This window comes from Gottfriedia acidiceleris, from assembly GCF_023115465.1.
In the GTDB taxonomy this organism is placed as follows: Bacteria; Bacillota; Bacilli; order Bacillales; family Bacillaceae_G; genus Gottfriedia; species Gottfriedia acidiceleris_B.
On record NZ_CP096034.1, the window covers coordinates 2832025 to 2855572 of the forward strand.

At 31.5% G+C, this 23548-nt stretch carries 26 protein-coding genes and 3 pseudogenes; 7 read left to right on the forward strand and 22 right to left on the reverse strand.

The genetic code is table 11. From position 1 onward, the window contains the following. Nucleotides 1-38 precede the first annotated feature (38 nt). The 4 genes and pseudogenes from MY490_RS13450 to MY490_RS13465 all read right to left on the reverse strand — a co-directional run. Nucleotides 39-656, reverse strand: a complete 618-nt coding sequence (locus MY490_RS13450; protein ID WP_248266182.1) for a TetR/AcrR family transcriptional regulator — start codon at nt 654-656, stop codon at nt 39-41. Continuing rightward, nucleotides 610-1878, reverse strand: a complete 1269-nt coding sequence (locus MY490_RS13455) for an MFS transporter (RefSeq protein ID WP_248266183.1) — start codon at nt 1876-1878, stop codon at nt 610-612. Before MY490_RS13455 ends, MY490_RS13450 begins: the two co-directional genes overlap by 47 nt. A 471-nt stretch (nt 1879-2349) precedes the next feature. Beyond that, the gene (locus MY490_RS13460; RefSeq protein WP_248266184.1) at nt 2350-2712 is read right to left on the reverse strand and encodes a YciI family protein; all 363 of its coding nucleotides are present in this window, start codon (nt 2710-2712) and stop codon (nt 2350-2352) included. A gap of 465 nt (nt 2713-3177) precedes the next feature. Beyond that, nucleotides 3178-3421, reverse strand: a pseudogene (locus MY490_RS13465) (hypothetical protein); the annotation flags it as partial. Nucleotides 3422-3649: 228 nt separating this feature from the next. On the opposite strand from MY490_RS13465, the pseudogene MY490_RS22250 reads away from it, so the two are divergent. Both MY490_RS22250 and MY490_RS22255 read left to right on the forward strand, forming a co-directional pair. Further along, nucleotides 3650-3865: pseudogene (locus MY490_RS22250) on the forward strand (Crp/Fnr family transcriptional regulator); the annotation flags it as partial. 54 nt (nt 3866-3919) lie between these two features. Further along, nucleotides 3920-4075 (forward strand): hypothetical protein, encoded by a 156-nt coding sequence (locus tag MY490_RS22255; protein ID WP_348983766.1) that lies wholly within the window; start codon nt 3920-3922, stop codon nt 4073-4075. A 221-nt stretch (nt 4076-4296) separates the two neighbouring features. Here MY490_RS22255 and MY490_RS13475 read toward each other — a convergent pair whose 3' ends face one another. From MY490_RS13475 to MY490_RS13500, 6 genes and pseudogenes are all read right to left on the reverse strand, one after another. Then, on the reverse strand, nt 4297-4464 hold the full coding sequence (locus MY490_RS13475; RefSeq protein ID WP_248266185.1) for a hypothetical protein: 168 nt from the start codon (nt 4462-4464) through the stop codon (nt 4297-4299). A 118-nt stretch (nt 4465-4582) separates the two neighbouring features. Then, entirely contained in the window at nt 4583-4834 is a 252-nt protein-coding gene (locus MY490_RS13480; RefSeq protein WP_248266186.1) for a hypothetical protein, read from the reverse strand. Between the two features lie 79 nt (nt 4835-4913). Continuing rightward, a complete protein-coding gene (locus tag MY490_RS13485; RefSeq protein ID WP_248266187.1) occupies nt 4914-5171 on the reverse strand; it encodes a hypothetical protein in 258 nt (85 codons plus the stop codon). A gap of 108 nt (nt 5172-5279) precedes the next feature. After that, nucleotides 5280-5582 (reverse strand): hypothetical protein, encoded by a 303-nt coding sequence (locus MY490_RS13490; RefSeq protein WP_248266188.1) that lies wholly within the window; start codon nt 5580-5582, stop codon nt 5280-5282. Between the two features lie 702 nt (nt 5583-6284). Beyond that, a pseudogene (locus MY490_RS13495) lies at nt 6285-6491 on the reverse strand (SF0329 family protein); the annotation flags it as partial. 253 nt (nt 6492-6744) lie between these two features. Further along, nucleotides 6745-7200, reverse strand: a complete 456-nt coding sequence (locus MY490_RS13500) for a cell wall hydrolase (RefSeq protein ID WP_248266190.1) — start codon at nt 7198-7200, stop codon at nt 6745-6747. 560 nt (nt 7201-7760) lie between these two features. On the opposite strand from MY490_RS13500, the gene MY490_RS13505 reads away from it, so the two are divergent. Together MY490_RS13505 and MY490_RS13510 are read left to right on the forward strand one after the other, a co-directional pair. Next, nucleotides 7761-7970, forward strand: a complete 210-nt coding sequence (locus tag MY490_RS13505) for a hypothetical protein (RefSeq protein ID WP_248266191.1) — start codon at nt 7761-7763, stop codon at nt 7968-7970. Nucleotides 7971-8466: 496 nt separating this feature from the next. Next, nucleotides 8467-8616, forward strand: coding sequence for a hypothetical protein (locus MY490_RS13510; protein WP_248266192.1), 150 nt, complete (start codon nt 8467-8469; stop codon nt 8614-8616). Between the two features lie 250 nt (nt 8617-8866). Here MY490_RS13510 and MY490_RS13515 read toward each other — a convergent pair whose 3' ends face one another. From MY490_RS13515 to MY490_RS13530, 4 genes are all read right to left on the reverse strand, one after another. Next, entirely contained in the window at nt 8867-9238 is a 372-nt protein-coding gene (locus MY490_RS13515; protein WP_248266193.1) for a hypothetical protein, read from the reverse strand. Nucleotides 9239-9324: 86 nt separating this feature from the next. Beyond that, nucleotides 9325-9822: a VanZ family protein gene (locus MY490_RS13520; RefSeq protein ID WP_248266194.1), complete on the reverse strand. Its 498-nt coding sequence runs from the start codon at nt 9820-9822 to the stop codon at nt 9325-9327. A 1386-nt stretch (nt 9823-11208) separates the two neighbouring features. Next, nucleotides 11209-11520 (reverse strand): hypothetical protein, encoded by a 312-nt coding sequence (locus MY490_RS13525; RefSeq protein ID WP_248266195.1) that lies wholly within the window; start codon nt 11518-11520, stop codon nt 11209-11211. A 159-nt stretch (nt 11521-11679) separates the two neighbouring features. Continuing rightward, on the reverse strand, nt 11680-12192 hold the full coding sequence (locus tag MY490_RS13530) for an O-acetyl-ADP-ribose deacetylase (RefSeq protein ID WP_248266196.1): 513 nt from the start codon (nt 12190-12192) through the stop codon (nt 11680-11682). 372 nt (nt 12193-12564) lie between these two features. Between MY490_RS13530 and MY490_RS13535 the strand changes: the two genes are divergently transcribed. Next, nucleotides 12565-13089 (forward strand): DoxX family protein, encoded by a 525-nt coding sequence (locus MY490_RS13535; protein WP_248266197.1) that lies wholly within the window; start codon nt 12565-12567, stop codon nt 13087-13089. Nucleotides 13090-13267: 178 nt separating this feature from the next. Here MY490_RS13535 and MY490_RS13540 read toward each other — a convergent pair whose 3' ends face one another. From MY490_RS13540 to MY490_RS13560, 5 genes are all read right to left on the reverse strand, one after another. Next, nucleotides 13268-13564 (reverse strand): hypothetical protein, encoded by a 297-nt coding sequence (locus MY490_RS13540; RefSeq protein WP_248266198.1) that lies wholly within the window; start codon nt 13562-13564, stop codon nt 13268-13270. Between the two features lie 765 nt (nt 13565-14329). Beyond that, nucleotides 14330-15604: an ATP-binding protein gene (locus tag MY490_RS13545; RefSeq protein WP_248266199.1), complete on the reverse strand. Its 1275-nt coding sequence runs from the start codon at nt 15602-15604 to the stop codon at nt 14330-14332. A gap of 181 nt (nt 15605-15785) precedes the next feature. Continuing rightward, on the reverse strand, nt 15786-16763 hold the full coding sequence (locus tag MY490_RS13550) for a VanW family protein (protein WP_248266200.1): 978 nt from the start codon (nt 16761-16763) through the stop codon (nt 15786-15788). A gap of 323 nt (nt 16764-17086) precedes the next feature. Beyond that, nucleotides 17087-17536: a VOC family protein gene (locus tag MY490_RS13555; RefSeq protein WP_248266201.1), complete on the reverse strand. Its 450-nt coding sequence runs from the start codon at nt 17534-17536 to the stop codon at nt 17087-17089. 16 nt (nt 17537-17552) lie between these two features. Continuing rightward, entirely contained in the window at nt 17553-18731 is a 1179-nt protein-coding gene (locus MY490_RS13560) for a MalY/PatB family protein (protein WP_248266202.1), read from the reverse strand. 325 nt (nt 18732-19056) lie between these two features. Between MY490_RS13560 and MY490_RS13565 the strand changes: the two genes are divergently transcribed. Beyond that, nucleotides 19057-19245 (forward strand): hypothetical protein, encoded by a 189-nt coding sequence (locus tag MY490_RS13565; protein WP_248266203.1) that lies wholly within the window; start codon nt 19057-19059, stop codon nt 19243-19245. Between the two features lie 104 nt (nt 19246-19349). Here the strand turns inward: MY490_RS13565 and MY490_RS13570 are convergent, their stop codons facing one another. Beyond that, nucleotides 19350-19961 carry a hypothetical protein gene (locus MY490_RS13570; RefSeq protein ID WP_248266204.1) on the reverse strand — a complete coding sequence of 204 codons (612 nt, stop codon included), beginning with the start codon at nt 19959-19961 and terminating at the stop codon, nt 19350-19352. A 405-nt stretch (nt 19962-20366) separates the two neighbouring features. Here MY490_RS13570 and MY490_RS13575 point away from each other — a divergent pair, with 405 nt between their 5' ends. Next, nucleotides 20367-20999, forward strand: coding sequence for an RraA family protein (locus MY490_RS13575; RefSeq protein ID WP_248266205.1), 633 nt, complete (start codon nt 20367-20369; stop codon nt 20997-20999). 252 nt (nt 21000-21251) lie between these two features. Here the strand turns inward: MY490_RS13575 and MY490_RS13580 are convergent, their stop codons facing one another. Together MY490_RS13580 and MY490_RS13585 are read right to left on the reverse strand one after the other, a co-directional pair. Next, nucleotides 21252-22340, reverse strand: coding sequence for an NAD(P)H-dependent flavin oxidoreductase (locus MY490_RS13580; protein WP_248266206.1), 1089 nt, complete (start codon nt 22338-22340; stop codon nt 21252-21254). 86 nt (nt 22341-22426) lie between these two features. Next, nucleotides 22427-23383 carry a S8 family peptidase gene (locus MY490_RS13585; RefSeq protein WP_248266207.1) on the reverse strand — a complete coding sequence of 319 codons (957 nt, stop codon included), beginning with the start codon at nt 23381-23383 and terminating at the stop codon, nt 22427-22429. Between the last annotated feature and the right edge of the window lie 165 nt (nt 23384-23548).

The following is a 23548-nucleotide window of genomic DNA, read 5'->3' on the forward strand; positions in this document are numbered from 1 at the left end:
TCTATTCGGGAAGTTAATTTAATAACAATCCCGAATTATCATTCTACTTCGAGAGCAAATTTTAAAAATTGCACAAACAAAATCGATTGTTCTTCCATCATTATTTCTTCCGCTGAGAGTATTGCATAGTCTAGTGCAAGTCCATCAATAAATGAAACAATCATTCTTGCTAAAATTTCACTATCATACTTTTTACTAAATTCTTTGTTTTTTTGACCTTCTTTTATGACATCAGAAAAGATTTTAATACCATAAAAATATCGTTCTTTCCCATACTTTTTTCTTCTTTCATCATTTCTACCAGTTATGAAAAACTCTAGAGTAATTGGTGCCAAAGGATCCATTCGATCATTTGGCACTCTGCTTTCACCGAACATTCTTAATAAAAGTAATTCCCAATATGAATCAACATGTTGATTCAATCGTTTCCTTGTTTCTTCAGACACTCTCAATAGTGACTCATATAAAAGTGATTCAAACAATTCTTCTTTATTAGCAAAATATTGATATAACCCACCTCTACTTACATTTGATGCGTCCATCACATGCTTCATAGTCGTTCTTTCATACCCATTTTCTATAAACACTTGTTTTGCTGCTTCTAAAATTTTAATTCGACGTTGCTGTTGGTGCTCCTTGCTGACTTTCGGAGACATCTTTCTTCCCCCGCTCCATTCTATTTTTCGTTAAGAATCCTATTAGTGAGACTAATACTAAAAGTGATGCAGATATAATAAATGTTGGAATGACACCAATTACCGTTGATAGCCATCCACCTAATAAAGGTCCAATTATTGTTGATGTTGTAGTGACACTTCCTATTACGCCAAATACTCTACCTGTTAACTCAACTGGTGTATCCACTTGAACAGATGCCTGGAATGGAACAAATACTAAGCCAGCTGCAAACCCTGCAAACAACCCTAATATTGGTGCCCAAACAATTGAAAAATCGAGATTAAAATGTGTGAATAATGCCATCATACCAAAACCAAATCCGATTCCACAAACCCCAATTAACATCAAATTATACGCACGATAATTTGTTTTTTTCGCTAATATTAAACTAGAAAAAAACATTCCTACACCAGAACCAGTTACTAAATAGCCAAATAAACCTGGTGACGCATGTTTAAGTTCCCTTATCAAAACTATAATTTGCGAATCTGATAACTGCAAGATTAAGAGACTAAAACCTAAAAATAACATACCGACTAAAATTTGAGAATTGGATTTAATAAATGATACACCTTCCATAAATTCTGTTTTATAGGAAGATTTAGCTTTATTTTTCACTTTTTCTTCTTTAATCTGCTGGGCAACTTTTGGAAGCCAGAAAATTAAGATCGCAGAGATAATAAATGATACAGAATTAATATAAAATACTGGCGTTGTTCCAGCTGCGGAAACTAGAATTCCACTCAAAATCGGTCCGAAAATTTTTGTAGCTGAGTCAATCATAGTTGTAATTGACATCGCGCTCTTTATTTCTTCATTCGAAACTAGTTCCTTTAACTTACCATTTTTCGCAGGATTAAAAACTGCAGAAAACAATCCAATTGTAAACAAACAAATATAGACCATCCACAACGTATTTGCTAATGCAAGTAAAACAAATAAACCAGCACGTACAATGTCTGATAAAACCATTAATTGCTTTCTACTAAAACGATCAGCTATCGTTCCCGCCACAGGTCCTAATAAAGCCATCGGAACAGCAAGACATAATATAATAAATGAAACCTCAATCGGCGAAGCATTCCATTTTAACCCTACAAGCGTAATGATTGCGACAATACTTAACCAATCACCAATATTTGAAATCGCTTGAGCAGCCATTAATGTTAAGAAACCCTTATTATTACTAAGACCTTTCATCTTGTTTAGCCCCCTTCAAACCGACACTAATGTCGTTTTTATTTAATTATAACGACATTAGTGTCGGTTTTCAATCGTTTTTTCTGAAAATTAACTTTATTCTACGTTTAACTTTATTCAAAAATGGAATTAAAAGTATTAACTTATTAATTAATTCTAATTTTCTTGTGCATCACATCTTATTTGATAAAACTGTTGAATTAACGAATTTGTTTTATTATTAATTCCCAAACTATTCAATGTACTTTTCCCTAGCCTCTGATCTACCATTCCAAGTGCTCGAATTATAATACTCTTTAAACCTATTACAAAGAAAAAAAGCTACCGAAGCAGCTTAAAGTTTAATCAAAATATACCAACATTCAGTATTTGGCAGTATAGTTGTTTTAGGGTTGATTAATGAAGTAAATGTTTTGGAATGATGAATTACTTCTTTTGAATCATTGTTAATCCAATGTTTAGCCAACTAGTCTATTCGAATACTTGGCGAAGTTCAATCTGTCCTTCTCCAAGACCATGTGGGTCTGGCGCCCGCATCGCCCATTCTATAGCTTCCTCTCGAGATTTCACATCTATGAACCAGTATCCTGCAATCAACTCATTGACTTCAGCGAAAGGCCCCTCTGTAATGGTCGGCGGTTCTCCAGGAACAGGGTAAGTAATACGAATACCATTGGAGCTTGGATGGAGTCCACCAACTGACACCAGAACTCCAGCTTTCTTCAGTTCTTCATTATATTTCTTCATCGCAGCAAACATCAGATCCATCTGTTCTCTTGGCATAGTCCCTGCTTCAGAATCCTTTGAAGCCTTCACCACCATCATAAATTTCATAAATAACTCCTCCTCTGGGTTATGGCTTTCTTATGTAAACCCCTAATACATTGTTAACATTCTTACTGTTGAAGCTATCTACATTATATCTTGGTTCAAGCTTTTATAAAATGAGTTATACTTCCATTTCAAATTTAGTAATTGTCACATTATCTTCAAGATAATCATAAAGTTCACTTTGTTAATTATATTGAAAAAGTAGCTTTTCCTTTTTAAATTATTTGGCATCTGAGTTAAAAAAGCAAATCTTGTTGTTCAACTAAAGCACTGCGTTAACCAACCATGAATCAACAATTCACCACAGTGAATGGAAGTTTAAAACTCACTTCCATAGTAGTTGTATTAGAATTAGTTTTCTATGAACATAAAAATAGAAATTATTATTATTAATAAACTAAATATAAATAAAATTAATCTCTTAACCATTGAATTGTATTATCAAAAATTGCTCCGATTATTGCTTCAGTATGAAAAATTCATCATTAAACCGAAGAACATTGCTGTTTTTGTAAAGTATCCAAAAATAAGTCGACGTTTGGTATTGCAAAGGTTGTTAAAAAATCCGCCCACCAAACTTGTACAGCTGGATGTGCCCCTGAAGAATCTAATGCTGCTTCTCCCTGAAGGAAACTAGAGCATCAAATCCCCCACCAGTTAATTTCCCCCAACCTGCTGTGATCCAACGATATCCTAAATAAAGACGAAGCATCGTTAAAACAAGTTTTATTGAACTTATTGTGAACGTTATTTAATAAACATTATATTAACTAAAAAAACTGAGCTATAAGTCAATTACTGAAATGGTAACGTAAATCAACAGCTTATTTTTCTCGTGTAATTGTAATAATAAAGAAATAATAGAAGAGAGGAAGATTTCCATGTTTGGAGAATTTTTAAGAGAAAATAAAATTACAGCTGCGTTATAACAATCCTTCGTATCTACCTTGGATATCTATGGTTACATTCAGGTTTACTAAAGCTTCAATCAGGAGCATTTGATGCAACAGGATTCCTGAAAAATGCGGTAGAACATCCAGTAGCAGGACAAAATGGAGTTGTTTATCCTTGGTACGTAGCCTTCTTACAACGATTTGCAATACCTAATGCTGACTTATTCAATACAATCATTCCTTATGCAGAATTCCTTATTGGCATTGGATTAATTCTTGGTTGCTTTACAACATTAGCTGCATTCTTCGGACTTACAATGAATTTCTCATTCCTACTTGCAGGTGTCGTTGCAGCTAACCCAACGTTTATTGTATTAGGTTTCATCATTTTAGCTGCTGGTCCTAATGCTGGACGCTATGGCTTAGATCGATATGTATTGCCACATGTACGTAAAATGGTTAAAAAAGAATAAATAAACTTACCATAGAGCCTAACGATTTTTGCTAGGGTTCATGGTAAGCTTTTTTTGTCTATAAACAAAAAACCACATAAAGTGAATCATTCTTCAACTAGTGCAAGGCATATGTTAACTTCTTATCCTATTCAACTTATCTGCCATTTAGCAAAATAAAAAAGACCACCGAAGCAATTAATCGTTGTTCAACTAATGCATGAGTTAGTTCAATAAGGATATCATTTTTTTTTACTATCCGATTCAATAATCACCTTACAAAGATAGCCGACAATATACTCTCTTTTAGTAGTTTCTTCAATATCATTATTTTCTACAAGATCATTAATACCTTTATTAATTACATTCCATAAAGGTGTATTTTCAAATTTTTCATATGGATGTGACAAGCTATTTCCTCCATTTATCTCATACTCAACAAAAGCATGCGTTAGCCATCCATGAATCCTCAGATTCACAACAGTGAATGGAAGTTATAACATACTCCCATGGTAGTTGTATAAGGATTTACATATTTGTGATCGATATAAGTTCATCATCACCAATTAGGTAATCTTCATTTGTTTCTTCGTGAAAAACAAAAAAACATGTTTCTCCATTTGCTCCTTCAAATGCTATATTCATCATTCTAACTTTTGAAAATGGATTATTTGAATTTCCTAATTCATAACCAGGTTTAAATTCAAAGATGTACTCTTTATCTTCTTCAAGAATATATTCTTTGTATTCAATTTTTAATTTTATAGACATTTTACTCATTCTTAATCCCCTTGTCTGTAAAATGTAGAATTGATCTTAAACAACTAATGCATACGTTTAGTTGTATAAGTAAAATTAGTTAAATATTAGTTATCGATAAAAGTTCTTCTTGTGCAATTAGATAATCTTCACCTGATTCTTCATCCAAAACAAAGAAACGAATACTTCCATTATCATCTATAAGAGCAAGTGAAAGATCTATTACCAAACATTTGCAATATGGATTTTTAGAATCATTAAGTTCATAGCCTGACTTAAATTCAAAAATATACCTTTGATCTTCTTCAATAATATATTCTTTATTTTCAATTGTTAGTTTCAATGTCATCTTTCTCATTATTATGTTCTCCTCTGCCTTTAAGAAGATTTGGGTCTTCATTGCTAAACTATTGAACTATCGCATGCGTTAGTTGAACAAGAAGTTTATAATAATAAACAAGTTGAATTAAAAAGTTGTGCTGAATGGTATTAAAAATAAATGTGCTACAAATATTGACCAAGTTAATTTATTATTCTTATTAAAAATTAATTCTTTAAAAATCATATTCAACGATATGGAACCTAAAATGCTAATAAATAATATATTGCCATAAAATATTATTTCCTTTGTTGATGAAGAAATGTCGTTAGCATAAAGAAGTTCACCAATAATGAAAAAAAATGGTGTACTTAGAGGAAAAATGACTACAAAGGAACATAAATAAACTATTATCCCCAATACAATTTTATAATTCTTCTTTTCTTTCAATTACATATCCCCTAATCTAATAAAATTTGTATAATTAACTATATTTTAATTAAATTTTAACAATAATCTTCTTAGAATTTCTAATGCAAATTTTCCTATTTCCCACCCAATCTTATACAACTATACTGCCATTTAGCTGCATAAGAAAAACGATCCTTCGTTATTGAAGAATCGCACTGCGTTAGTTAGGTTTTAATTATTATTTCTCCAAGTCTAAAAGCATCAAACATTAAAAAAATGGAAAAACAAACAATTAATAAATAAAATACTGACTTGGACATTTTGTGTTTAAATAAAGAAATAGTATTTAAAAGAATACCAAATCCTATACACAAATGTGATACCAAATATATAACTTCTTTATGAATTAAGAAATTATAGATAGTAAGAGCCATTCCTATTGTTAATAATAGTAAAATCAAAAATTTTTTCAATTTTTCTCTCCTTTTATATCGTTACCAAATCTCCTTTAAAGCAATAAATTGCGATTTATCACCTCTAAAAAAAATATCAAGTTATAATCTCTCTTTTTTTACTATATCAATAGAAACGTTATTTGTAATTTGGGGGAATTTCACATTTTTCTTATAAAATCAGACAATCTTAATGCAAGTAATCTGCCATTTTGTTGAATAAAAATAGAGCTGACCAAGCAACTCTTGTTGTTCAACTAAAGCGCCAGTTAGTTTTATAAATGGCTATATCAGATGTGATGGTACACATATTTAAGACTTCTTTTTTATCAACGGTAATAAAAGCCCTTCCTAATTGGTCATGAGCCTTTCGATAATTCGTGACAGTAAACTGTACTCTATTTTTCAAAGAATCACAGATAAAGCCCTCTAACTTTTTCTTTACTTTACTCAACTGTTGGTTTCTCAAGTTTATCCTCCACAATAAAACATTCATAACTCTTACTAACATGATATTTTCATATGAATCTTTAATTTTTTATGAACGTTCACCAGCAATTAGAATGGGGTTCGGTTCATTCTTTTTTACAATGATAATATATCGCGCTTACAGATGGAAAAAGCGTACAAATGAAATCATTTACAGCGACGACTTACTACACTGGGGAGTTTCAAAAATAACATTCAACGTCTTCGCTGACATACTTTGGGAAGTAAAATAAGAGCCAATTTCGGCTCTTTTTTTTATTTTATATTTTGTAAATTTCCGCACATTCCGCCCCAGTCGGCTCATAAAAGCAATGATTCTTCCAAACTCCCGCATAAGGCTGACCATACCATTTAGGCGGACACTGGGTATTTTGAACTCCCGCTCCCGATGGATTGAAATACCACAAAGAATACACAGCAGGATATAGTCGCCAATTCTGTAAACATTGTCTAGCAAGCTTCAAATAAGGCTCGGTCGCTCTTTGATAAAAAGATGGCGATTGAATCGCGTCGAAGGAAGCGTCGCTCCCATGATATTGATAAATGACCTCTCGAATTGTATCAACATTTTTGAAATCTGAACACTTGACCAAGGCTCGATTTATCACGACAGCACCAACAGATAACATCCCCCTTTGTCCTTCCGCTTCCGCTTCGGTTCGGATTAATCTTGCCAATAATTCAATATCACTTTGAATGTATTTTATTCGAGTCATAGAAAAACCCCCTTTATTCAAGATATGATTTTTCACAACTTTTTACGTTAAAAAACCTCGCTTTTAGAAATGATAATTACATTCTCTAGGAAAGAAGGTTATTAATCAATGTCAAAAAAGCAAGGCTTCAAGGGTAGGATCCCCCGACCCCATTCCTATTACCATATACAAAGGTAAACTCACAGGAAAAACTAATAAAAAGGAAAAAAAATAAATTAAAGTACCAAATATTATTATAGTGTCCTTCAAATATCTAAAGCAAATTATCCTATTTATTCATCACTCTAAAAAACAAGCTATCCTGACAAATACTTAAATAAAAAAACCAACATGTGGCAGTTCACACCGCTTTTAAATATGATTTTCGTCAATAATACTTTTAAGAAAGTTTTATTGGAGGGAATTTACTAATGTTATTATCCACTACTTGGCAAAGTTACTATAATGATAAATTAATCGAAGGATACTCATTAATCACATTACAAGCATATCAGTTATAATCGAATCTATTAATCAAACATTTTGGTGATATCACTATTGACAAAATTACAACTGATGCATTGAAACAGTACCTAGGAAAGGTTGGTGCAACCTTAAAACCTGCAAGTCTTGTACATCGTGTACGTTTTATTAAATCATTTTTTCGTTGGGCGCATGAAGAAGGGAAAATCCAAAGAAAACCTTCATCAAAACTAAAAGAACCAAAGTCAGGACTTCGGATCCCTAAATTCTTAACTGAAAAAGAAATAGAACACCTTCGTGAAGCATGACAAACTTGGATAGTTATTTTTCATCAGGTGCTTGGCTTGTACAAGTAATTGGAATAGGAATAATAGTGATTGCATACTTCCATACAAAAGAACGTCATGAGAATGCAAAAAATAGAGGGAGTACATACTTTTCAGTAGAACTCTTTTTATTATTGCCATGGTACATTGCAAAAGGATTGATAGTCTTTTTAGGAGTATTTTTAATTTTGGTACCTATCATTTCTTTGTAAACTCTATTCAACTAACGCATGCGTTAGTTCAGCGTGAAATCAGTACATTTATTCTTAAACTAAAAGTTTTAACTGATGAACCTTTCTATTTCGAATGATTATCAAAATTATTCGAACCATTCGAAATTAGTCACAAAAAATTCATATTTGCATGTGATGTATTTCACAAAATACACTCTTTTCGATATATAATCAATTTGTAATCGCTCACATATACACCAAGTGAAGAGTAAAAAAACGCATTACTCATACTAGGAGGAATAATGATGCTTACTATTATTTTTACTGAAATCAAAAAAATGTGGTTTGACCTTTCATGTACATATGAAAGGTTTGAGGAAATTGATCGCCTTGAATCCAAGCACACTCGAGTGCGTTTTGATAAAGATATTTATGAAATCATCCGTGTCCAATAATATCGGATGAAAATTTATATTAGGAGAGTAACTATGAATGATTTAAAAATATAACTATTCGTTTAGAAAGAAATAATCAAGAGTATTATGAAAATTACAAATCTAATTATATATAAACTTCAAAAGTCTAGCACAAACGGTTAGGCTTTTTTCTACTTGTTCAACTATCCTACAATTTTTGTTGAATAAAAAAAATCGACTAAACAGCCGATCTTGTTCTTCAACTAAAGCAGTGCGTTAGTTGAATAAGTTAAATACTGTATGAAGTTTTTCTTATATCTAAAACTTCAGCTTTTGAACAATAAAAATGCAATCTATCCTCTTCATAATCCGTCACTTCAAGACTTAAGTTCTCCCATCTCCGTTTGCTAATGTCTATTATATCTAATGATATTTGGTGATAGTTTCCACCAGATTCAAATTTGATTTCTTGTGGATCATGAAACCTAATAATTGTTTTAAACAAAGATCCAGTTCTTTCAATTACAAATTCAATATCAAGAACTGCTTTCTTTTCAAATGCTTCTTCAAACATTTTTAAATGAAAATCAGTAATTAATTTAACATCAAAAAAAGAAAAATCGCTTATTTTCCTTTTTTCTAAGTCTATATTCTTATCCATTTTTACCCCCACTTGAACACTCAAATAATAACATCCATGATCAAATCTTATGTAACTAACGCACTGAGTTAGTTTAAATATGTTTTTTATAAATCTGTGGTTATTTTTAGATGGTTTTTCCTTGAATTAGTGATTAATTGAATGAGTTTAATTGGCAAATAACCTAATAACCCTCCAAAAGTATTTAAAATTAAATCATCAATGTCAAAACTTCCAAAGTCAAATAATAGCTGAATTACTTCATAAGTTAAACTTAAACTAAAAGTTGTAATTACGATAACTTTAAAATTTTTGAACCTTTTCAATAATATTGGAAGGATGAAGCCAAAAGGTACAAAACCTATAATGTTTCCAACTAAGTTTGTAATCCTTATATTTAAATTTATGTCAGCTAAAAACAAATAATAAATAATAGTTTTTAAAGGAATAAAATTATGTTCATGCCAACGTTCATCAATATTGTTAAATTTAAAATGACTGATTATTTCTGATGGAGAAACATATTTAAATAGTATTTGATTTGTAAGGACGACAAGATAAAGACAAAATGCTAAGGTTAAGACAATTTTCATAAATAATTTCATTGATTTCTACGACTCCTAATAGTTATTAACCACTCACCCAATATAACATAATTTACCAATTTTGTTCTATTCCTTATGCTACTAATCTGCCATTTTGTTGAATAAAAAAATCGACTATACAGCCAATCTTGTTGTACAACTAATGCATGCATTAGTTGTACAAGCACTCTACATTTATTTTAATTACCTATTTACAATAAATATACCCTACCTTTTTGGTAGGGGTTCTTTTTTCTCTATACAACTCTAAAAGTAAATACAAAGGATAAATTGCAACTGCAAAGCATAATACTCCGATAATCTTCAATTTTTTATCGGTATATATCAGATTCATTACTCCTAATAAAATGAAAGTAATCATTTCAAATATATTTTTCATAAACTCGCTATGGTTTGAGGGCTTATTAATATCAATTAGCATAAAAATCGTCAAAGCAATTATGTCTAATATAAATAAATAAATGGTTTAGGTATTCTTTTTTCATTTTTTTCCATTTTGATTTTACCCCTTTGTTTGTTAATTGTAGTAATTATACGTTGTAAATCCACTACTGTAACTTGGGGGATTTCAGCCTTTTCCACATGATTTTCGGATAATCCTTATTGAACTAATCTGCCATTTTGTTGAATAAAAAAAATCGACTATACAGCCTCTTGTTGTTCAACTAATGCATCATTTAGTTGCATAAGACCTACTTCATTTTCACGAATATCAGAATATCCTATACATTTCTAGTTTAAATAAATTAGCTTAACTGTAATTAAAAATGTCAAAAATTACCACTATAAAAAATCGCACTATTATTATATTTACGAATACTTTATATTAACTCGTCTATTGGTGGGGGCGAGGGGGACAAGCAAGCTACACTTCTTTCAATAGCAAAAAGGGTCTTCAATAGAAGATCTTTTTTTGTTGCTAATTCAACTAATGCGTTAGTTGCATTAAAATACTGTGTTATTCAGTATCTTTTTTTCATTTTTGACAGGGTAAAGAAAACATCGTGTGTTGTTAATGCAATTACTGTTTCATTCTTCTCAAAAAAGCGAGCAGCACCTAATTGATCTTCCTCATGCTCTACCCAACCTTTACTTTTGATTACTTTCAAGTAGTTGGCTGGAATACTTTTAATTTCATCTGCTTCTTTCCATTTATACTTAGCGTACTTTTCTATATTAAGATTTTCCCCTTTTCCCCCTGTTAATTTTGCATTTTCAGGAATCGGAAAGTTTGAGTGAGTAGCTAAAGGTTTATATGATAATTAAACTAATCTGCCATTTAGTACAACAAAAAATGGACTAATGAAGACAGTCGATCGTTATTTAACTATCCTGAAAATTACTATTTTCAGGATAGTTGTGGTAGACTCAACAATGAGTTTGCTCTTATTTTTCTTTTTTTGTGAAAAAAGTAAGTACGAAAGGAATCAGAGGTACTAGCACAAGTAATCTAAACCAATTCTCTGATGCAATAAAAAAATACAGAGTTGGAAGTAATAATACAATTCCACTTATTAGTAATGATGTCCAAGATTTTTTCCAAAGACCCCATGCAAATAGAATCAATCCAGAAAACATTAATACCCAAAAAATGAGACTTACCCAATCGATAACAACTGGAGCATCGATAACAATTGGAGCAGGTATTTCCGAAGTTCCACTTGCATCATCTACTAAAGTCACATTTCTTATCCTCATTATTCCACCTCTTATCAAAAAGAAAAGTTTTATAATAAATATTAAATATAAATATCAAATAGACCTTCTTACAACAATACCAACTGTCAACACAACGAAAGACTGTAAAACAGTTCTTGATGATCTTCAACTAACGCACTGCGTTAGTACAATAAGGAATTAATTTATATTAGTGCAAATTTGATAATTTTCTTCATCAAAACATACAAAAACAACTTCTTTAATTCCTTCATTGTTTTCAAGGTATTCGTTTACCGTTTTTACTGCAATTTGAGCTGCAGGTATTTTCGGGTATCCATAAATACCAGTGCTGATGTTTGGAAAGGCAATGGTTTCAATTCCATTTGTACGTGCCAAATCAAGCGAATTTAAATAACAACTCCGTAATAGAACATCTTCGTTTTTATTTCCTGCGTTCCACACTGGACCAACTGTATGAATTACATACTTTGCCAGCAAGTTCCCACCGGTTGTAATCACAGCGGCCCCTGTTTGACAACCGCCTTGTTTGTTTCTTATAGCTACGCATTCTTCGTATAAACCTTTTCCTGCCGCACGATGAATAGCACCATCAACTCCTCCGCCGCCAAGCAGGCTTGAATTTGCTGCATTGACAACGGCATCAACGGTTTGTTTGGTGATATCGCCTTTAATTACTTTTATTTCTCCCATTTTCATCACCCTTCGTTTTAATTAAAAACGATTTAATCATTCTATCTTTGATGTAATTCTAGCCAAAAATAATTGACTACTTAATCCTTAAATTTTACATTCTTGTTTAATCTTTTGTAATTTGGGGATTTTTTCATTTTTTACTTAAAATTTCTCATAATCTTTATGCAACTCAATTTAGATACATTGAAAGTAATGAAATAAACTTATTAAACAAAGTGAATCATTTAGTAACACAAAATGTTCAAATTTCATGTGAAAAAAGTCACAAATATTGTGTACAATAAGTATGTAATCAAGAAACAACAAAGTAACAAGAAACAAGAAAACAGAAGTAAATTAATTAAAATAAAACTTGCTGAGGTAATATATATGTTTATCAATTTCTTAAGAACTAATAAAGTGGCAGCTGCTGTATTAACTATTTTTCGTCTTTATGTAGGATATGAATTCATACATGCAGGTTGGGGTAAGTTATCGGCTGGTGGATTTGACGCTTCAGGTTTTTTAGGATTTGCAGTAAAAAGTGCAACAGGTGAACATCCGGCAGTACAAACTTGGTGGGCAGACTTTTTAACAAATTTTGCAATACCACATGTTGATTTATTTAACTTCTTAGTGCCAATTGGTGAATTTGCAATCGGTCTTGGATTAATTCTTGGTTGCTTTACTAAAACTGCAACATTCTTCGCTTTAATGATGAACTTTGCATTCATGTTTAGTGGTACAACAAGCATCAACCCACAATTAGTATTATTAAGTACATTCATCATTGTTGCTGGAACAAATGCAGGTCAATTTGGTTTAGATTACTTCATTACAAAATTTGGTACTAAAAAATTTCCAAAAATAAACGAGTTAAAAGAAAATAGTTATCTTATGAAAAAAACAGCTTAATTAAAAATAATGATATAGATAAAGGGCTATCAATTGATAGTCCTTTTTTTATTAGGCTACCTTGAAAATTAACCTTAAAAAAGGCAACACAAAAGTAAGAGATCTTAAATCTTTTTTTTAAATCCCATGTTTACCTTTTATACTAGTCAGGATTAACAGGGTTAAGCCGTTTTTTCCGTTAAAGTAGCGTCGTTACTTGTAATGTTGCCTTTCTTTTTCCAAATAACTCGACATATAATCTTAACCTTAAAGAGTGTATATAAGTTGATTTTGGATCTTCTTCATCATAGGGGTAACCTCTTACAAAAAAATCAATAATTTCATCAACGTTTTTGTCGACGATTTCGATTTTGTTAGTGATCTCAGATAACTTATTAATAATAACCTGTATAGTTTTCGTTTTCTCTTCTTTTAATTCCAACAAGAAACTAACTTCAAGGAAAGGACCACCTTTCAACCATTGTGCCCACTCCATCAATGATTCCTCCTAAGTCAACTGATAACTACATTCTAAATTCTATTTTCTTATTCAAACGATATGAACGAAACTGTCAACTCACCATACCCAAATGGTTTTGATTTTATGTTTTAGACAGACTTATTCTAAGACTACCAACTTAGTTTTTTATTTTTACTAAGTCTGTGAATTACCATTCTTATAGGTAAGAATAAATGTTTTTATTTTCAAACCTTAAGAATAACCTCCTTAAAACCTTGGCACGAAGGCAAAAATTATCAACAGTGATTTACAATCTGATATGCGTGGGTTGGTTACCACATTTCATTCTATCCGTTACGGAGCTGCCTCGATCTATCCGCGCACGTTTAGTATTTTACCTAGTGCATAGTTGAACTAGAGGGTTCTCCTTACCGTGTTTGCCACCGAGCCAAAATTTCAATTTTAGTTAGACTTTAGATTTCAAATTTCCTTTAATGTTTCGAGTGAAAATTTAGCTATTAAGCAACAGATTGGTTTAACTTTTGATCCTCAATACTACATCCAAATGCCCAGATAAATCCAATTAATTCACGAGCTACGGCTACAACCGCAATTCTTGCCAAGTGCAACCTACGATAAGCAAAATGGAGCAGTTTCGTTCATTATGACTATCCTGCCTTAGCTAAATAAGGAAATCAACAATCCTTTTAACAGATTCAAAAAGAAAAAAGATAGAAACTATTGCTTCTATCTTTTTTGAGTTAACGCACTCGTAACTATTACACGAAATAATAAAATCAATTATTCAAAAGAAAATCCCACAGTTTGATTCTTTTGCCAATTTTGTTTTTTTTGTTTACGTAAAGTTGATCTCATTTCGTCGCATAGTCGAATGATATCTACTTTTTGTTCACAGTCCCACTCAATTATGATTGAGATATATAACTCATTTAATTGAGCATATGAGAAGTCATTCGTTGAATCGATTAGTAGTTGTAGTTCTTCATTGTTTAAAATTCGATTTAGCTTTTTCTTTTGTAAGTATTCAGAACGCATTTCTTTTGTTGGTTGTTTAATTTCATATGCTCGATCAAATCTTCCGGAGCGATTCATTAAAGCTGGATCGATTTTTTCAGGATAATTAGTCGTTCCAATTAAAAATAATCCTTCTTTAGAAGTTGCCCCATCAATCGTGTTTAAGAATACTGAGCGAACTGAAGGAGGCATGCTATCAATATCCTCGATAACTAGTACCATTGGCGTTAATTTTAACACTGAACTAAAGACCTCTTTAATGGTGTAACTTGATGTATATTCAGTAATTTGCCAATATGCAACCGGTGCGTTAATACTACTGGCAATTGATTTTACTAATGTTGTTTTTCCATTTCCTGGATTTCCATATAATAAAAATCCTCGTTTATATGGGATATCATATGTTTTAAAGAAATCTCGACCTTCATTAAAGAAATGGTCAATCGATCGATAAATTTCTCTTTTTAATGATTCTTCTAAAAATACATCTTCCCTACTAACCATTTTGGTAATATTTTCAATTGATGTTTCGACACCATCATCTGTATCGGTATAGACTGTTACATAATTTTTAATATAATCTCGTTTTCTTTTTAATACGTATTGAAAAAAGGATGAAAGACATGAATCATTTTTAGCAAAAATCAGGTCTCTGTTATATTGATTATCCGCTTCAAATATCATCGCTTTCGATAAAGCTACTCCGTAATTCGGATAATAATATAATCCATTTTCAACCCTTGGCTTAATGATCAGTTCCAATTTTTTATCAGTGTGATTCGAAGAAATAGTTTTTGTTTCAAGCTCATTATAAATATGGCTGATTAATTGAACTTCACTCGATTCTTCTTTAAGATCTTCTTCTAGAATTTCCCAGATTTCATTTGTAGTATCCTCATCTGAATACATTTGAAAATCTACTCCAAATGTATCAATTAGCTGACTTTGAATAGTTGAAATGATCTTTCCGTAATCGTAGTAATAAGGTAATTTATTTCGTTCCATATCCTTCGAATCAAATAATACATTTATTTTTGTCATGCAATTCTCCTTTGTTTTCAAATCTTTCTTATAATTCTAAATCCTTAGTTTCTATAAGTCTAGTGTTGAAAGGATTAGACTTTCATTATTTTTTATCATTATGATCTGTATTCATGAAAAACACCAAAACCCCACAAGGATCTTTTATTTCCATTGTGGGGTGTACTTAGTATGTATTAATCTAATCTCCTACTGACTTATGCGGTGGAATTATTTTTCCCTTTCTAGAAGGATTTGAAGAATGCTTGTCTTCTTCTGTATTTATTTCTTCAGGTAAACGAGTTGGAGCTATAGGGACATTTCTTACTTCATAATTGATTACATCGGAAGAATGAAGTGTAACGATCATACTTCCACCATATTGTTTTGCTCGAATTAGAATGGGCTGATTATATTTATTTTGAAAACGGAAGTCTGGTCCATACCAACTAACAGTAGCATCACGTCCTGCCGGTACATATGGTACTCGTCTACTATGGGTATACCTTTCAATAATTTTTAGACCAGCGCGATCTACTGCATTAAAGAGAGTAGAGGAAACTTGACATATTCCTCCTCCTACTCCTTCAGACAATTCTCCCCTTACAATGATTGGTGCACGTTTATAACCCTTTACTCCACTTCTCTCTCCAACTACCTTATTAAAAGAAAAAACTTCATTTGGGAAAACTACGTAATTATCAATTGCTTTTGCTGCTAGTGAAATATTATGTACCCGACTTTTATTATTCGAATTAAAGTAGGTTACATATTGTCCAATTTGTTGAATCCTAATATGAGCTAATAATTCACTATCGACTTTAGGATAAATATCTAACTCCGGTACTTCAATCTTAGATGGTCCTTTACTATAAAAATAGGTAGTAAATTTATCCTTAAACTCTTTTTTATAAAGCCTGTATCCTACCTGTCCCGGTACAATCCTACCTTGTTCATTGATTGTCGCATTTATAGGGTTACGATAAATTTGTTGATCAAGTTTTTCAATAAATTCATTAAACTTTTTATCGTTTATCAATGGTGTACCCGGAAGTGACATTGTAAAATCTTCACGATTAACTACTGCAATTGGATGGCCTTGTTGAATAATAGTTAAGCTGTCAGGAAGTTCAACTGATTGCGTCATTAATAAAAAACTTGCTAGTAATTTTTGAATCATAGTCGTATTTCACCCCAACATTAGTATGAACAAGATTCAATACTTTCATGTTTTTTCATTATAGTCATACTCGCATGCTTTTTCTTTCCGATACCTTTTTACCATAAAAATAGAGAAGAACTTTTCGTCTTCTCTAAGTATTTTTACAGTTTATTAATTGTTTTTTGAATGATTTAATAGAACGTATCGTTGCCACTTAATTCTACAGGCTTTATTTCTAATTGAGACCAAATTGGAAATTGTTCATTCATTCATTCATTTTTGTACTAATTCAACATTTATTTTATCCATTTAATCTCCCAGTCTAATAGATATTTTTTATTTTACTTTTGAGTTATCAATATGAATGTAACGCCGAACTTGTCTGTAACTGTTCCGAATGCGGGACTAAATGGTACTGCTTCTAATGGTGCAATAACATGTCCATCTTGTTGTAATGAATTAAAAATGCGCTTTGTTTTTTCAACGCTATCGATTGAAAGATTAATCGTAACTTCTACTTTTTTATTTTCATAATTAGGTGCATTTTGTTGAAAATCTTTGTCCACATTCGGATTCGATTGAATAGGGGCATCGAATAACATAAGGTCACTTTCTCCGATTCTTAAAATTGCATTTGCAACACTATTTTTTAATGCTTCTGGACAAGGTATTGGCATTTCACCGTATGTTTGTAAATTAAGAATCTCTGCTTCAAGTTCTTTTTCATAAAAATGTACCGCTTCTTTAGCATTCCCACTCATAACAATACATGGTGTTATTTTTAACGTCATAATGCCATCTCCTTTTCTATTTCTTTCTAGCTTTTACAGCTTTCTCTAATCGTGTCATGGCTTCTTCTAATGTTTTACGTGTACAAGCGTAATTCAATCTCATAAAACCATCCCCATTTATTCCAAAACCGCGACCTTCATTTAAACCTAATGTAGCATCATTAATCATAAATTCGTTTAATTGGTCACCTCTTAGGCCTAAACCTCTAAAATCAAGCCACCCTAAGTACGTCGCTTCTGTAACCCTCATTTTTACTACTGGAATAGTTGTTTTTAAATAATTATGTATGAACTCCGCGTTTCCTTTTAAATAAATCAATAATTCATCAAGCCATTTTTCACCTTCGTTATAAGCTGCTGTTACTGCCTCAATTCCGAAAATATTTAAGTTTTCCAAGCTTGAACGAACAATTGCATGAGAAAACTCTGTAAATAAATCTTGATTTGGAATAACAGCAAGTGACGAAAATAAACCTGCAATATTGAATGTTTTGCTTGGCGACATAAATGTAATACTCATATTGGCTGCATCTTCACTTAATGAATAAAAAGGTGTGTGACTACCTTTCTTGTAGACTAAATCAGCATGAATTTCATCAGCTATTATAACAATTTTATTTTTTTTACATATTTCAAATAAACCTGATAATTCCTCTTTCGTCCAAACTCTTCCAACAGGATTGGCAGGGCTACAGAGAATAATCATTTTAGTTTTAGAAGTAATTTTATTTTCTAGATCTTCTAAATCCATATAATAATAACCATCTTCTTCTATTAAAGAATTTTCAACGATATTTCTTCCATTATTTCTAATTGTACTGAAAAATGGGAAGTAAACTGGTGGCTGAATGATAATTTCATCACCTGGTTTTGTGAAAGCATAAATGGCCAAATTTAAAGCCGGAACCACTCCAGGTATATTTGTTAACCATTCTCTTTTAATCGATGTATTATAACGTTTACTTGCCCAATTCATTGCTGATTCAAAAAATTCTTCTGGAATATGCCCATAACCATAAATAGGATGTTGAGCTCGTTTCGTAATAGCCTCTACAATCCCAGGTGCACAAGCAAAATCCATATCGGCAACCCATAAAGGTAGAACATCCGTACATCCAAATATACGATCAACTGCGTCCCATTTTGTACTATTTGTATTTTTTCTATTATGTTCGTCATTAAAGTTAAAGTTCATTTTTAATCCCCCACCATTTTTCAATCATTTATAATTAAGATTTGACTACTTTTATGCCAGTATATAGTTAATGAATAGTATTTTCGTAAACATAATTTATATCCAAATTATCCTATTACGCTAGAAAATTCAAATTTTAATATTAATTTAAAAAAGTATGAAATACCTAGCCTGAACAACACTTTATTAAAATGGTGAGGTTTTTATGAATTTATTCTAGTTTCAAATCTTTCATTAGATGTCTATATATTTCAAAAAATAATCTATTTTTTTCATAAAGCTAGCAAATAATAATTAACATCTAAATGTGAAGGAGGGATCTGTAATGAAAAAAGAAGATGAATACACTGATGATATGAATCAAATTTTAGAAATTATCAATGCAAAAGGTGATACTGGTGAATTACTTGAAATTGTAGACAAATATAAACAAGCTGAAAATCCAGAATGTAATCATGACCTTTTTTATCAAGAACTAAGAGTAATTGCTGAGGATAGTGCAAAAGAAGATTAAATGCAGTAGGTAAATGCGTAGTGGAACGATGGTAGTTCCACTACGCATTTACTATTTTTTACAAATCGAAACCGTACATTTATTCTTATGTATTACGAATAAATTTATAAACTATATTCTTCAGTTGGAATTTTACCTTTTAAAATATCATATTCAGCTTTCATTTCACCAAACTTTTGAGGATTTCCATGGTCTGGTGCATAATCAGGATGCCAAAGCTTTGTGTATTCTCTCATCTGTTTCTTCCAAACTTCAGCACTATCATTCGGATTGAAATACTTGAAATTATGTTTTTTATTTTTCTTGATTGAAGTAGAGTAATTTCTTAAATACTCTTCCCAGACTCTAGCCCAATCAACTATTTTCTTTTTATATTCTTTTGCTTTCTCAGCATTTTTCCTTTTTTCTTCTTTCTTCCAATCTTCCATTCTTTGACTGAAATCTTTAATACCTTGTTTTGAGTTTCGCCATCTTAGCTCTGCATCTCTTATTTCTTGATCTGTAATTTCCTCAAATAAATTTTCATCGTTAAGAACTTCATTTAAATTTTCTTCATATTCTTTTGAATTTATATGTAGGTCATACATTTCTTCTATCATTTTTTCGATTAATTCTGCACTAGTTTTCCCTGTAAGTTGGGATAGCTTTTCCAGTTTTTCAGTGGATTCTATTTGAATCTTGTGTGTTAAATAGACGTATTTAGTTTTGTTTCTCAAGCACCTCAACTCCTTAAATAAATGTTACTATACAAGGATAAATCTATCTATTAAATAATGAAGTCATTCATGTTACATTTTTAGGAATTTTCTCTTCTTTGAAATAGGACTGGTCTAAAAATAGGCCAATGTAAAATAGTAATAATGTAGAGAAACTTAATGGATTGTATTGTCTTAATAAAATTTGTACGATAGTATCTAGATTTTCACTTCAATCCGCTCTTTATTTACATAATGTTTAAATTCAAGATGTTAAAAGATTAAACTATTTTTTATTATCAACTTATTTTATTCGATATTAATCTATTGCAACCTTTCTTAATTCAATAATTATTTTTTATCAAGCCTAATAATTTTTCCGAAATTCTCACGAGAACAAATTCTATATATAATTTCATTAAATAAATGATTTATAAGGGAGTGATTTTTATTATTAATCAATTTAAAAAGATACCAACAACTTGTATCTCAGACGTAATGGATGGACTAAATAATATGGATCCGTCAATAAAGCCTTTAAAAGAAGAATATAGATTTGCTGGAAGAGCACTGACTGTTAAAATCCCTGTTGGTGATAACTTAGCTGTATTGAAGGCAATTCGTGAAGCAAATCCAGGCGATGTCATCGTAATCGATGCAAAAGGGGATCGATACCGGGCAATTGCAGGAGACTTTGTTGTTGGAATGGCACAAACAATGGGTGTAAGTGCAATAGTTGTTGATGGGGTAATCCGCGATATAAGCGGTATTAAAAAATTAAATTTCCCAGTATTCTGTAAAGGAACTACTGTAGCTGCAAGTGGAAAAATTGGAGTAGGTGATATTAATATCCCAATATCATGTGGAGGTACATCAGTTAACCCAGGTGATATCATTGTTGGTGATGCAGATGGAGTAGTTGTAATCCCTCAATCGGAAGCAAAAACGATTTTAGAAAAATCATTAGATAAAATAAAGAAAGATGAACAAAGAGAAAAACAAGTATCTGGTAATATTGAAGCTATTAAATCGTATATTGATCGTATGCTTTTAAAGTAACTGGTTTAAATTATTTATTTAAACAAAAAAAGGTTCTTAATATAGTTTTTTTGAAAAACCTTTTTAGAACCTTTTTACTTTTCTAAAATTTTAATTTTTCCAACTGACTTATAAATCGATCAATTTCTTCTGATAGTTGTTTTAAATGAAAATAAAGGGGCATTTTCCAATCTCTTCTCTCATACTTTCACAATAATTCATAAAGCCTCCTAATCTGAAATATTAAGCTACTAATTTTTCATATCATTTAACTCAATTTTTTTCTATACCTTGAATTAGTTTTTTAGCTTCATCCATTATTTCATTTATTAAGTTTTCTACAGATTCCTTTTTAGCTAATCTAGGACTTTGTCCCGACCAGAGTGACATAAACTCTTTATTATTTTGTAGGGAGGATGCTTTCCTCATCGTTTGGGTAATTGTATTTTGAACGGGAAACTGTGGAAAATCAGCTTCGTATTTTTTCATTTCCGTAATAAATTTATTTTCGATTCCCCTTGCCCATTTTCCTGAAAATGCACGAGTCAAAACTAACTGGTCTTCTGTAGAATTTAGTATTGCATTTTTATGTACTTCATGTGCCCCACTTTCAATACAGGTTAGAAAAGCTGTACCCATTTGAACAGCTTTCGCCCCTAAACAAAGGGACGCCATTAAGCCTCTTCCGTCCATAATTCCACCTGCTGCAATTACTGGAATACTAACCTGATCAACTACTTGTGGAATGAGCGAAATTAATCCAATTAAACTTTCCTCATGATCGTTTAAGAAATTACCTCGATGTCCACCTGCTTCACTACCTTGTACGACAATTAGATCCATTCCTAATTTCTCACTTTCAATTGCTTCATTTACAGTAGTTGCTGTCCCAATCAAAATAATATTATGAAGCTTTAACTCTTTTATCATTTCTTTGGAAGGTAAACCGAATGTAAATGAACAAATCGGAACACCTTCTTCAATGATTACTTTAATTTGTTCATGAAATGTATCATTAACACGTTCAAAATTTTGAATTTGTACGAGTTCATTTTGTTTTATATTTAAATCTTCATTGAACGGTTGTAATAAATCATTGGATTTTGAAATTTCATTTTCGTTTACTATAAAATCATTTGGGACAAATAAATTAATTCCGAAGCTTTTATTCGTTAACGTTTTTATTCCTCTAATTTGTTCACGGATTTGTGATGGAGTCATATAGCCTGCTCCGATTGTACCTAAAGCTCCACAATTTGATACTTCAGCTACAAAATTTGAAGTTGTTATTCCCCCAGCCATCGGAGCTTGAATAATTGGATATTTTATATTTAAAAGTTGAGTTAGTTGATTTTTAAACATTAATTCACCTCTATTAATTTTAACTTTTTTCTACTCACCAAAAAAAGTCCCGAATAGTCTAGCAACACTACCCGGGACTTTACCTATTATTTTATTACATTCGGAGATTTTGAGGGTATATTTACGCCTAGATTTAAAAGTCCATGGCCTTCCTCAAACGTACTGTATCCGATTGGTATTGTATGACTAATTAACAGTTCGAACAAATCTGGTTCAGTGATTTTCTCATTATTCTCTAACTCAAACTGTTGAATTAATAATGCAATTGCCCCTGATACATGTGGTGTTGCCATTGATGTACCAGAAAGCACAGCATATTGATTTGTCGGATAAGTCGAAATAATCTTTTCTCCCGGCGCGACTAAATCAATTTCGTTATTTGTATTACTAAAATTTGATAATCGTTTTTGAAGACTTACAGAACCTACTTCTATAACTTCATCGTAAGCACCTGGATAGCTATATTCATTAGTTGAACCATCTCCATCACCTTCGTTACCAGCTGCGCATACAACAGCTATATTTTGTTCAACCGCTCTTTGAATTGCTTCATGTAACGAAGAATCATCCTCTGGACCACCTAATGACATTGATATTACTCGAACAGTTTCTCCATTAGAGCCTTTCCAATTCGTCGCATAATCAATCGCTTGTACAATTGAGTCAATGGTTCCTTCCCCAGCACCAGAAAGTACTTTTAAAACGAGAAGTTTAGCTTTTGGAGCTACCCCTACAACACCTTCTCCATTTTCAGAAGCTGCAATCGTTCCACAAACATGTGTTCCATGACCGTTATTATCTAAGAATACGTTAGGATCCCCACCGTAATCTTCAGTAAAATTATATCCACCAATAATTCGTTCTTGTAATTCAGGGTGATCAGTCTGACAGCCAGTATCAATAACTGCTACAACAACGTCTTCCCCTTGACACCCTTTGTCCCAAATAGATTTAGCTTCAATTAAACGAACTCCAGGTGGTACTTCATTTGTACTACCTTTAACTTCTTCCAGCTTGTAAGGAATTAATCTAAATTTAGACATACCTACCAACTCCTTTTTGGGATTTATTCATAAAGGATAAATCTTTGAGGTATAGATTAGTATTCTACATCCATCCATAATTTTCCTTTAAATAAATTCAACTTTATTTAAAATAAATGCTAAAATACGTCGGAGATTAATAGATTCACTTATTTAATTAAGCAA